The following is a 12,420-nucleotide window of genomic DNA, read 5'->3' on the forward strand; positions in this document are numbered from 1 at the left end:
CGACCGCCGAGGGGGAGAGCGATGCATCGAGGCGACGAGGAAGAGCCGACCAAGAACCGGACCGTCGCGATCTTCGGCTCGCCCGATCCGGACGGCGACGCCCCGCCCCCGGCCCCTCCCGCCGAGGAGTCGGTCGCGGCCCCTCCCGGCGGCACGACCCAGCGCGGCACGCCCGACCTCCGCTCGCCGCAGGCCGGCCCCACGGCCGAGTCGACCGGGGTCGTCGGCATCCCGCCGGTCATCGGGCCGGGCTCGATCCTCCTGAACAAGTATCGGGTCGTCCGGATGCTGGGCGAAGGGGGGATGGGGAGCGTCTGGCTCGTCCACCACCTGGGCCTCGACGAGCCCCGGGCCCTCAAGGTCATCAGCGAAGGGATCGCCGGCGACCCCCGCGCCCGCGCCCGGTTCGAGCTGGAGGCGCGGATCCTCGCCAAGCTCAAGCACCCCTGCGCCGTGGCCGTCCACGACACGGGCATCGTCGGCGACACCGCCTACATCGAGATGGAGTACGTCCAGGGCGACGGCCTGCGACGCCTGATCCACCGCGGCGAGCCCGGCCGGCTGCCGTTCATCCTCTGGGTCATGCGGGGGATGTGCGACGTCCTCAGCCTCGCGCACAACCGGGGGATCGTCCACCGCGACCTCAAGCCCGAGAACGTCATGGTCGTGACCGACCCCGAGACGGGCGCGCAAGGCGTGAAGGTGCTCGACTTCGGCATCGCCAAGATCATCCAAGCCGTCGGCGACGCGGCGCAGGCGGTGACGATGAACACCCAGGGAGTGCTGGGCACCCCCGCCTATTCGAGCCCCGAGCAGAACGGCGTCGACGTCGTCGAGAACACGCGGACGGCGATCGACCATCGCAGCGACGTCTACTCGCTCGGCGTCATGCTCTACGAGATGCTCACCGGCGAGCTGCCGTTCAAGGGCAACTGGACCCAGGTCCTCTACCAGCACGCCAAGACGCCCCCCCGGCCGCTCCGCGAGGTCGCCCCCGACGCGGCGATCCCGCCGGCCGTCGAGGAGCTGGTGCTCCGCTGCCTGGAGAAGTCCCCCGACCTGCGGCCGGACTCGGCCGCCGAGCTGTACAACGCGCTCCGCGCGGCCGTCGGCGAGCGCGGGCTCGTCGACGAGGAGACGGCCGCCGACGCCGCGGCGATCACGCCCCGACGGGCCCCCCTGCCGCTGCTCACACCCCACCCCCACGGCACGATCGAGCCCTCGGCCTCGAGGCCGCAGGCCCGGCCGTTCCGCCTGACCCGCCTGGCGGCGATCCCGCTGGCGATCGCCGCCGCGATCCCGATCGCCCTCATGGTCTGGGGCCGGCCCGGCGGCGGGGGCGACGGTTCGAAGGCGGAATCGCAGGCCCCGCCCCCAACGCCGACCGCCACCGGCGTCTCGCCCGAGGTGGTCCGGTTCCTGAAAGAGGAGTACGTCGGTCGACCCTATACGCCCGACCCGGACGTCGGCGTCGTCGAGCTTGACGCCCGCCTCCGCTGGCCGAAGGCCGTGACGATCGGCGAGGGCCGCGACATCCGACGGCTGGCGCTCCAGGGCCGCGTCTACCTCCCCGAGGGCGCCGCCCCCGACCCGTCGAAGGGGGACGAGGGCGCGCTGGGGCTGCCTCGGGCCGTCAAGGTCGCGAACGGCCACGCGCCGATCGCCTTCCGGCTGATCGAGGGGGGCGACTTCCTGATGGGCGAGAAGGATCCCAAGCTCCAGAACGAGGACAACAAACCGTTTCACAAAGTCGCGCTGTCGACGTACTACCTCCAGGAGACCGAGACGACGATCGCGCAGTTCGAGGATTACCGCAGGCGCGCGGGCCGGGGACGCGAGGGCGAGCTCGACCGGTACGTCACGGCGACGGGCGAGGTGGGGTACCCCAAGATCGAAGGGGCGGAGGACCACCCGGCCGTCGAGCTGCCCCGCTCGGTCGCCGAGGAGTTCGCCCGCAGCCTCGGCGCCCGGCTGCCGACCGAGGCCCAGTGGGAGTTCGCCGCCCGCTCGCGAGGCCGCCGCGACCCCTTCGTCTGGGCCGACGACGCCGCCAACCCGATGGAATACGCGAACATCGGCGGCCTGACGCAGCGGCTGCAACCCGTCCGCTCGTGGAGCGAGGACCGGACTCTGGAAGGGGTCTTCGACATGACCGGCAACGTCCGAGAATGGTGTCGCGACGTCTGGGCGGGCTACCTCGACAAGCCGGCCGCCATCGACCCGGTCGTCAACCCGGCGAGCGCGACGGAAGACCCCCATTTCGCCATCCGGGGCGGCTCGTACGCCACGCTCCCGGAGACGGCTCGCGTGAGTTACCGCTCGGATTCCTCGGGCCAGGCCTACCGGGCGAAGAACCGCGAGAAGTTCGCCGACGTGGGCGTCCGGCTCGTCCTCGAAGTCGTGATCGCCGAGAAGCTGGAGCCCGACGCCGCGACGAAGACTTCGCCGGGCGACGAAGGACGTGCGAAATGACGACGCCCAGGGATCGCCTCCCGGCGCGGCGGACGAAGATCCTCGCCCTCCTGATCGGATGGCTCGCTGTCGCCGCGGCGCGGGCCCAGGCGCCCGATCCGCCGCCTCGCAAGCCCCAGCTCTGGGCGATGCTCGTCGGCATCGAGCGCTACGAAGACTCGACCGTCTTCCCGCGCTGCCGTGGCGCGGCGGCCGACGCCGCGGCGCTGGGACGATGGCTGATCGACGCGGCGGGATGGCCCGCCGACCACGTCCTGCTGCTCAGCGACCACGAGGCCGAGGACCTGGGCTTCGCCGAGCCGGCGCGTCGTCCCGAACGCCGGCCCGCCACCAGGGCCGAGCTGGACCGGGGCGTCCGCGAGTGGCTCGCCGGCAAGGCCCGGCCCGGCGACACGATCCTGATCTTCTTCGCCGGCCAGGCCGTGGGCCTGCCCGCGCGGGCGGGCGACCACGCGACCCGATCCGACCGCGACCTGCTGCTGCCGATGGACGCGCGCGGCGTCGACGTCGAGGCCACCGGCTGGCGGCTGGGCGACGCGATCGAGGGCCTGGCGGCGACGGGCGACTACTCGATCGTCGGCCTGCTCGACACCTCGCCCGCCGGCCGGGTCCAGTCCCCGCGGCCGCTCGGCAACCCCGCGCGGTTCGAGCCCGGCGAGCGGATGCTGCGCGGCATCGTGCGCTGGCCCGGCGTGACGGCCTGGCTCGCGGCCGGCGACAAGCCGTCGGGCCAGGACCCTCGCGATGGCGGCGGCTTCCTGACCAAGGGCCTCCTGGAATCGCTGGGGACCCGGACCGACCCCGCCGGCCTGGCCGCCTGCCTCGACCGGCTGCGGCGCAGGCCCGAGCTGGCGGCCCAGCGGTTCCGGGCCTCGGGCGGGTTCCGCCCCGACCTCAGCCTCTGGCCGTCGGACGTCCGCCCTCCCCGCCCCAAGGCGGAGCCGATCCTCCAGCGCGGCCACGCCGACCGCGTGACGGCCGTCGCGTTCAGCGGCGACGGCGGCCGCCTCTTCACCGCCGGCCTCGACTCGACCGTCCGGATCTGGGACGTCGCCGACGCCCGTCTCGGCCGGGTGTTGCCGCACGCCCTCAACGGCGTCTGGAGCCTGGCCCAGAGCCCCGACGGCCGGATGCTCGCGGCCGGCGGCGGAAAGGGCGAGGTCTTCGCCTACGACCTGATCGACGAGGAGGTCGTCACCACCGGCCGCGCGGCCCTGCACCGCGGCCCCGTCGAACGTACGGCCTTCCTGCCCACCCCCGCCGACGCCGAGCGCGGCTCGCGTCGGCTGGTCTCGATCGACAACAAGGGCGGCTGCCTCGTCTGGGACCTCGCCCGCCGGCGGATGCGGCTGGCGGTCGCCGTCGCCGAGTCGAAGGCGCGGCTGCTGGCCGTCGCCGCCCGCCCGGGATCCGTCGCCTTCGCCCTCGTCGTCCCCGACCGCAACGGCGTCGAGCGGATCCAGGCGTTCGACGCCTCGGGAAAGCTGATCGCCTCGCTGCCGGCCGCATCGCCGCGGCCGACGGCCCTCGCCCTCGCCGACGACGGCGCCATCGCCTACCTCGGCCGGGAGGACGGCACGGTGAGCGAGATCGCGCTTCCGGGCGGCGCGACCCGTTCGCGGGCGAAGCTCGATGGCGCGGTGACCGCCATCCAGCCTTGTCCGTCGTGGCTGATCGCGACCGCGGGCCGCAAGGCGTGCGTCGTGCCCCAGGGCGAAGAGGCGGTGACGGAGCTTGTCCTCGACCGCACGATCGGTCGGACTGCGGTCTCGGCCGACGGCCGTCTCGTGGCCGTCTGCGACGCCTTCCGTGGCGAACTTCGGGTCTGGGAATTGACGGCCGACGGGGCGATCGCGAGGCCGATCCCGCTCGACCTCAAGGAGGCGGGCGCGGCGCTCTCGCTCGCCTTCGCGGCGGGGGGCGAGACCCTGGCCTCCGGCGACGGCGCGGGGGGGATCCGGCTCTGGGAGATCCCCGCGGGGCGTACGAAGGTCGGCGTCGCGGCCGCTCGCGGGCGGGTCCGGCACGTCGCGGTCTCGGCCGACGAACGAGCCCTACTCCAGGTGGGCGACGGCGGCGAGGCCCTGCTCTGGGAGTTCGGCGAGGGCCGTGGCGCGCGGCGGATCCCCGGCGCCTCCGGCTTCCGGCCCACGGGCGAATTCCTGCCCAACGGCGACCTGGCGCTGATCGACGGCGAGGGGCTCGTCGTCGTCCACGACCGCGCCACGCTGGCGCGGAAGCCCATCGCCTTCGAGAAGCCTCGCACCGAGGACGGTGCGGCGGCGTCGAGCTGGGGCTTCCACCGCCTGGCCGTCGCGGCCGACCGCCGCATCGCCGCCGGCAGCCGCGACGGACCCCTCGCGTGCGTCTGGAAGTCCGAGGACGGTGCGCTCGTCGGCAAGCCGATCCGCGGCCACGACGACGCGATCAACGTCGTGGCCTTCGCGAACGCCGGCGCCGAGCTGCTCACGGGCTCCGACGACGGCCTGGTCAAGCTCTGGAGCCTCGCCGATCGCGAGCCGAAGCTGCTCCAAACGCTGGGGACGGACGACGCGGGGGGCCGGTCGCCCGTGACGTCGCTGGCCGCCTCGCCGAAAATCGTCCGCGAGGTCGTCGCGGGTCTCCAGGACGGCCGGGTGCAGCTCTGGCGTCCGGGGGCCGTCGAGCCCGTCGACGCGATCGCGCGTCTCTCGGGATCCGCCCGCACGGTCGCGTATTCTCCCGACGGCCGGCTGATCGCCGCGGCCGGCGACGACCGCCGGATCGCCCTGATCGAGGCGTCCCGCCCCGGCGTGCCGATCCCATTGGGGACCGGCCCCAGCCACTTCGAGATGATCAACGCCCTGTCGTTCTGGCCCGGCGGCAAGGTGCTCGCGAGCGCCGGCGACGACGCCGTGGTGCGGCTCTGGCGGCTGGCCGATCGCTCGCTGATCGGCACGCTGGCGGCGACCGCCGAAGGCCTCGACTGGGTCGTCTTCACGCCAGATGGGCTCTACGACGCCTCGCCCGTCGGGGAGCGCCGGGTGGCCTGGCGGCTCGACGCGAAGGACGGCGGCGATTTCGTCGCGCGTCTCGATCAGGTCCGTCGCCAGCGCCACGTCTTCGACCTGGTCGAGCGGCTCGCCCGGGCCGAGGACGTCGTCCCCCCCGAGGCGATCCCGGTCGGCAAGCCGCCGCGGATCGAGCTGGAGCCCGTCGCCGAGGTCGGCCCGAAAGATCGCCGCGTCGAGCTGGCGATCCGGCTCAGCGACCCCGACGTCGAGGACTTACGCCTCTACCACAACGGCGTGCCGATCCCCGGGGAGCTGAAGCGGGAGGGTCGCGAGGCCCGCGCCACGGTGACGCTCGTCGGCGGCGAGAACTCGATCTACGCGCTGGCCGGCAAACCCGGGGGCGTCGACGCCCGCTCGAACCGCCTCGACCTCCGGTTCGAGGGCCGGACGCTCGGCCGCACCCACATTTTGGCGCTGGGGATCAGCAAGTACGACCGCCAGGCGCTCCGCTACGCCGACTCCGACGCGCGGGCGATCGCCGAGTTCCTCCACGCCAACCGCGACGAGCCCGGGGCCGACGCCGCCGAGCCGATCGTGCTGCTCAACGAGGACGTCTCCCAGCGCTCCCTGGGCGAGGCCTTCGAGACCCTCCGGCGCCGCGTCCGGGGCCGGCCGGAGGATCGCATCGTCGTCTTCCTGGCGGGCCATACCGACGTCCGTGAGGGCTTCTTCTGCCTGCTCCTCCCCAAAGCCCAGATGCCCGCCGGGCCCGAGGTCGTCGCGATGCGCGGCGCGGAGCCGAAGGCCGTGGCGCGCGGCGGGGCGAAGGGCCCCGACCCGATCCGCGACCGGACGCTCTTGCCGTACGGCCTGATCCACCAGAACCTGGCGGCGGCCGAGGCCCTGCAGCGGCTGGTCATCGTCGACGCCTGCCAGGCCGAGGCCCTGTTCGACGACCCGGTGGTCCGCCTGAAGCAACGGCGGGCGATCCGAAACGCGGCCGAGGAGGATGCGTACCCGGCGCGGACGTCGTACATCCTCGCGTCCCGCCGCGGCGAGCGCGCCGGCGAGGCCGAGCGGCTGAAGCACGGCCTGCTCACCTACACCCTCCTCCGCGGCATGGGCCGCAATGACCTGGGCCCGACGCCCGACCTGGCCATGTTCGAGCGGCGCCCGACCGCCGACGCCGACGGCGACGGCTGGGTGGAGACCGAGGAGCTGCGGCAGTACGCCGACCTCACCCTGCCGACCCTCTCCCAGGCCTTCCCCGAGCTGGTCCTCCGCGGCGCACCCGGCCCCGCGCGGGCCGCCGCCGACGCCGTCTCGCGCGACGCCGAGCAGACGACGTCGTTCCCGCTGATCAAGACGACGCCCCCGCCGGCCGCCGCCACGGCGCCCTGACGAACCGGGCGAGGCCTCGCCGTCAGCGGCGCACCAGGTCGTCGCCGGGGGTCGGCTGGGGCTCGAAGAGGCGGATCTTCTGCCAGCCCGAGAGGGTCTCGGGAGGATAGAAGCCCGCGAACTGCCGCCGCGCGGTCAGCTCGGAGACGAGCCGGAGCACGCCGGCCTGGAACTCGTAGAGCGTCATGGGGGCGTCGGCGTCGGAACGCGCGGCCGAGCCGCCGGCGACGGTCGCGACCGACAGCACGGCGCGGGCGAAGGCCCCGTGGTCTTCGAGCCGCTCGCTGGGGTCGTGCTTCGACGCCGCCGCGACGACGACGCCCCGCCGGCCCGACAGGTCGCGGGCCCATTCCTTGAACGCCGCCCGCGCCGTCGGCGACGCCCCCGCGTGCAGCGCGTCGACCAGGACGAGAACGAAGCAGCCCTGGGCCGCGACCTCTTCCAGGCGCTCGGCGATCGCGCCGGTCGACGCCCCTTTCGGCGTCGCGTCAGTCGCCCGGGAATCGGCCGCGAGCACGAGCGATCCGCCTTCGCCGGCCTTGAAGAGGTGCGATTCCAGGACGACGACGACCGTGTCCCCCGCCTTCAGCCGGCCGGCCTTCACGCCCTCGGCGAGGCCGTCGAAGAGGCCGGCGATCGCGCCGGAGTCGGGGTTGATCAGCACCTGAGCGTCGATCGCGCCATCGGCGAAGTGGGAGCGGCCGTCGGGCTCCTTGAAGAACGCGGCCAGCTCCTCGGCGTCGCGGCGAGCGTTGCGGATGGTCCCGACGTCCTCGCGGGGGAACTCTTCGACGCCGATCGACCGGATCACCAGCCGCGGATCGCGGCGCACCAGCGGCGCCGGCAATGGCGCGGCGAGTCGGATCGTGAAGTCCTGGATCGCCCGGACGCCCAGGTCGTCGACGGCCTCGACGGTCACGACGTTGCGGTCGGGGGCGAGCCGGACCGCCTCGACCGTCCGGAAGAGCGGTACGGCGGGCTCGGCCAGGCGTTCGGTGAGCCGTCGCGGGCCGTTGTGGACGACGATCGAGCGGATGCGGCGGTCGGCCGACGCCTCGGCCTCGATCTGGAGGTTGGCGTCCGCGCCGGCCGCCACGATCTCGGCGCCGGGCGCGGCGGGCCCGGGGGCGATCAGACGGATGACGGGCGGATTGCGGACGATCGGCGGCCCCTGCACCGTCGCCAGCGCGGCGACGGGGTCGCCGGTACGCAGCAGGGCGTCGATCACGGCCGGCCTGCGGAGCTGCGTTTCGAACCGCGACATCGGGTGGAAGTCGGACGGCAAGGAGCGGAAGTCGGCCGGGTTCGTCACGTCGACGTGGTTGACGTGCCAGCCCAGCAGCCGCCGGTCGCCGGCGATCGAGGTCTCGTAATAACCCTCGGGCATCCACACCACCCACTCGCGGTCGGCCGCCGGGAAGAGGCTCAGCGCCGGGACGTCGGCGCGAGGCGTGACCATCCCGACCGGGGCCGCGACGCCGGGCCGAACGACTTCCAGCACGGCCTGGTCGTCGAGGTCGGGCGGTAACCCGGCGACCGCCTCGTCGAGCTTCGCGACGTCGAGCGGCTCGCGGCGGCTGTTGCGCCGGAGCTTCGCGATCACGTCGCCCGGCTTCAGGCCCAGGCGGACCGCCGCCGAGCGGGGCCGGACGGCCGTGACGACCACGCGGCCCTGGGGGTCGCGGCCCAGGTCGGCCCCGAGCGGCGTGCGGACGTCGCAGCCGGCGAGGTTCCAGAGCGAGAGCGTCATGTCGGCCGAGGCCGCGACCAGCCAGCGGCCGTCGGCCGACGGCGCCATCGCGTGCACCGCGCCGCCGTGGCCCAGGAAGAGCCGCGTCCGGCTGCGGTCGCGGAGGTTGTAGACGAGGATCCCGCCGTCCTCCGTGCCGATCGCCGCGCACGGGGCCACGTGACCGGCCTGGGCGCTGGGCGGGATGAACGTGAAACTCGACCAGCGGACGTCGAGCGGGTTCAACGCCACCGCGATCGGCTCGCCCTGCGCCGGGACGATCTCGACCCGATCGAACGCCCGGGGCCGGAATGTCCAGCCTTCGAGGGTCGCGACCGACCTCTGGAGCGCGGCATCGACCGCGACGGGCTGGAACCGGCGCTCGGCGAGGTCGAAGCCCTCCCATGCGTGCTGGGCCGCTCCGGCCGCGCGCGAGCCGCGGAAGGCGACGGTCGGCTTCGCGTCGACGAATGCGACGTCCCACAGCATGGTTCCGGGCCCATCCGCCTGGAGGCCGGCGTCGGCCCGCGCGGGGTTGCGCAGGTCGCGGAGCACGACCTCCTGCCGGTCGCCGCCCCCCATCGCCAGGAATCGGCCGTCGGGGCTGAAGGCCAGCGCCATGACCAGGCCCTTGGCGGTGCGGACGGTCTCGATGCGCCGGCCGGCGGGCATCTCCCGCAGTTCGACGTCGCAATCCTTCGACGGGAACTCCTCGACCGTGGCCGCGTTCTTGAGGACGCTCACGGCCAGCGTCTTGCCGTCGGGGCTGAAGGCCAACGCCTCGACGGGCCGCCTCGCGAGCCCCTTCTCGGGATTGAGGAGCAGGCGGCCGCCCAGGCCGGCCCCGTCGTAGCGTTCGAGGTTCCCGTCTTCGCGGCCGACGACGACGTGCCGGCCGTCGGGGCTCGCGGCCAGGGCGGTGATCGTCACGGCCTTGCCGGCGTCCTTCGCGAGCGCCTCGGCGGACGGGCTCGCGACTCGCAGCAACCGGCCGGTCTTCGCGTCCCAGAGCCGCACCGAGCCGTCGCCGGCGCCGCCGACGCTGACCAGCCGGTCGTTATCGAGGAAGGCCACCTTCTTGACGCTCCCCGCATGCCCTTCCAGCACCGCGACGCTGCGGGGATTTTCCCCGTCCAGGTCCCAGATCCGGACCGTCCGGTCGTTTTCGTCGCCGCACGAGGCCAGCCGCCCGCCGTCGGGCGAGAAGGCCAGGCCGAGCACGGCCCCGGCGTGGCCCCGGCGAGTCGCGGCGGGCTCGTCGCTCCGGCCGGGAGGAAGCTCGAAGGCCAGGTCGCCGGCCCTCCGACCCGCGGCCCCGGGGATCCGGTAGAACAAGATCCCGCCCCGGGCCCCGATCGCGCCCATCCCGGCGACCGCCGCCAACCGCTGGTGGTTCGCATCGACGCGCGAGGATATCGCCAGCGCGTAGACCCGGCCGCCTCGACGTCGCATGGGCGGCCGGATCGACCCCTCCAGCTGGGGCCGGCCCTCGTCCAGCTCCCAGATATGGACGACCTTGTCCCGCCCGCCCGTGAGCAGCCGCTTGCCGTCCGGAGTGAACGCCAGGGCCTGGATGAGGTCGGTGTGGCCCAGGGCGTTCATCGTCAGGATGGGGTTCAGGAAGTCGTCGGGAGGCGTCTGGGCGAAGCCGCGCGAGCCGCCCGATCCCGCCAGGACGACTCCCAGGGCGACCGCGAACGCCCGTGCCGACGCGACGAGGTTCCTCGTTCGCCGCGGGGACGGATGGGACCGGGAACCGGAGCGGTCGGCGTGCATCATGACATCGTTCGGGTTCGGGCCTGGAGGCGAATGCGGTCGAGCCAACGGCCGGCCCGACCGTGTGTTACGTCGAGCGGCGCGGGCCCGTGACGCGGGCCGTCGCCCGGCGGGTCCCCGGCTCCATCCCATCATTCCAGAATCGCGGCGGAAAGCCTTGTAAAGATTCAAAATTCCCTGCGGTTCGGGCTATCGGAACGGCCGATACAACCGTTGCGATCCTCGCCGGGCGTCCAGTCCGGCGGCGTCGTGGGATCGCATCGGGTCGGCTCGACCCCGGACGACCCGGCGGTCCAGGAGGCGGCGAGACGAGACGGCTTCCGTATGGCGGGGAGTGAAGCGATGAACCGAACGTATCGGACCTGGCGGATCGCCGGGATGGTCCTGGCGCCCCTGGCGGCGACTTCCGCCGCCTTGGGGCAGGCGAGCCCGCAGAGCGGCCCCGCGCCCGGTTACGTCGCACCCCTGGCCGGCGGCGGGCCCATCGCCATCCCCCTGGGCTATCCCCGCGGGTATGAGTCTCCGGCGGCGATCCGCCCGGCGGGCTCGCCGCAAGGCGGCCTGGCCACGCCCTATGGATCGGTCCCGGCCACGCCCCAGACGGCCTCTCCCCAGGGGGGGACGATCACGGCCTACGGAATGATCCCCGGCCAGTCTCCGACCGGGCCGATCGTCGGCGGATACACCTCGACCTCCGGCGGGATGGGAAGCCTCAGCCCCGCGCCGGGCTCGGCGGGCGCCGCGGTCGCCCCGGGCGCGGAGGGCGGATCGGTCGTCCCTTACGGCGCCGACGGGACGGGGATGGGCGCGGCCGCCGGTCTCGGCTTGGCCGGCGCCGGCTCCGGGGTCGGGTCCGGTGCGGGTCTCGGCGCCGCGGCCGGGGCGGACGTCGGTGGTTTGGCCGGACCGGGAGCCCCGGCAGGCGGCGGCGCAGGCGGGACCGGCGCGGCGGGCGCCGCAGCGGGGGCCGGGGCGTTCGAGTCGGCCCTGGCGGGGTTCTCGGGGCCCGGCGGCGCGGGAGCTTCCGAGTCCAACTTCCCGCCCAACATGATCGGCGACCTCGCGCCGGTCAACCTGCGGATCGCGCAGCCGCAGCAGGGCCCGCCGTCGGTCGGGCCGCCGGGCCTCCCCGGCGCCCGCGCGGCGACGCTCTTCGCGCCGAGCATCCGGATCCTCAAGATGTCGGAGAACCAGTCGCCCCGGCCCCAGGACCGCTTCTTCTACACGTTCAACTACTACAGCCAGGTCGGCCAGGCCCAGAACATCTACGACCGCTCGCCTGTTCGGAACATGGAAGTCTTCCGGCACGTCCTGGGCTTCGAGAAGACGTTCGACGAGGGCCGCGGCTCGTTCGGACTGCGGCTGCCGATAGAGACCCTCTCCGCCGACAGCAACGTCCGCGGGTTCCAGACGCCGACGAGCACGGCGACCGGCAACCTGAGCCTGTTCGCCAAGTACGTCCTCAAGGAGAACCGCCAGACCGGCAGCCTGGCCAGCGTCGGCCTCGCCGTCGCCCCGCCGACGGCCCCCGGCCGGTTCGCGGGCGCGCCCTACGTCGCGGGCCTGAACGACACCTCGTTCCAGCCGTTCGTGGGCTACATCCTGAACTTCGGCGACTTCTATATCCAGGGCTTCAGCGCCTTCGCGTTCACCTCGAACGTCCGCGACGTGACGCTGATGTTCAACGACATCGGCATCGGCTACTATCTCTATCGCTCGGCCGATCCTGAGGCCTTCTTCAGCGCTTTCGCGCCCAACTTCGAGGTGCACGTGAACTCGCCGTTCACGCACCGCGACTGGAAGAACCGGCTCGACCCCGCGGGCACCGCCGACATGGTCAACCTGACCTACGGCCTGAACTTCCAGTTCCGCCGCTCGGCCCTGCTCAGCACGGCCCTGGTGACGCCCGTGACCGGCCCCCGGCCCTTCGACGCCGAGCTGGCGGTCTACCTGAACATCTTCTACGGCCGCAGCCGAGCGGGCCTGATCCCGATCCAGCCCCCGGTCTTCTGAGCCGGGCGGACGGCCGATCGCAGAGGTGCAACGACG

The 12,420-nt window shown here is 73.7% G+C and carries 4 protein-coding genes; 3 read left to right on the forward strand and 1 reads right to left on the reverse strand.

The window, feature by feature from the left end:
- Positions 1-21 precede the first annotated feature (21 nt).
- A complete protein-coding gene (locus PZE19_RS18485) occupies positions 22-2,472 on the forward strand; it encodes a bifunctional serine/threonine-protein kinase/formylglycine-generating enzyme family protein (protein WP_277862109.1) in 2,451 nt (816 codons plus the stop codon).
- Positions 2,469-6,866 carry a WD40 repeat domain-containing protein gene (locus PZE19_RS18490; protein WP_277862110.1) on the forward strand — a complete coding sequence of 1,466 codons (4,398 nt, stop codon included), beginning with the start codon at positions 2,469-2,471 and terminating at the stop codon, positions 6,864-6,866. Before PZE19_RS18485 ends, PZE19_RS18490 begins: the two co-directional genes overlap by 4 nt.
- A 22-nt stretch (positions 6,867-6,888) precedes the next feature.
- Here the strand turns inward: PZE19_RS18490 and PZE19_RS18495 are convergent, their stop codons facing one another.
- Entirely contained in the window at positions 6,889-10,371 is a 3,483-nt protein-coding gene (locus PZE19_RS18495; protein WP_277862111.1) for a hypothetical protein, read from the reverse strand.
- Positions 10,372-10,713: 342 nt separating this feature from the next.
- On the opposite strand from PZE19_RS18495, the gene PZE19_RS18500 reads away from it, so the two are divergent.
- On the forward strand, positions 10,714-12,384 hold the full coding sequence (locus tag PZE19_RS18500) for a hypothetical protein (RefSeq protein ID WP_277862112.1): 1,671 nt from the start codon (positions 10,714-10,716) through the stop codon (positions 12,382-12,384).
- Positions 12,385-12,420 lie beyond the last annotated feature (36 nt).

The sequence above is a fragment of the Paludisphaera mucosa genome (assembly GCF_029589435.1).
GTDB classification, from domain to species: domain Bacteria; phylum Planctomycetota; class Planctomycetia; order Isosphaerales; family Isosphaeraceae; genus Paludisphaera; species Paludisphaera mucosa.

Bases quoted from the DNA above. Each gene is read 5' to 3' on its own strand.
- PZE19_RS18495 (WP_277862111.1), bottom strand. From the start codon at position 10,371: ATGCACGCCGACCGCTCCGGTTCCCGGTCCCATCCGTCCCCGCGGCGA.
- PZE19_RS18490 (WP_277862110.1), top strand. From the start codon at position 2,469: ATGACGACGCCCAGGGATCGCCTCCCGGCGCGGCGGACGAAGATCCTC.
- PZE19_RS18500 (WP_277862112.1), top strand. From the start codon at position 10,714: ATGAACCGAACGTATCGGACCTGGCGGATCGCCGGGATGGTCCTGGCG.
- PZE19_RS18485 (WP_277862109.1), top strand. From the start codon at position 22: ATGCATCGAGGCGACGAGGAAGAGCCGACCAAGAACCGGACCGTCGCG.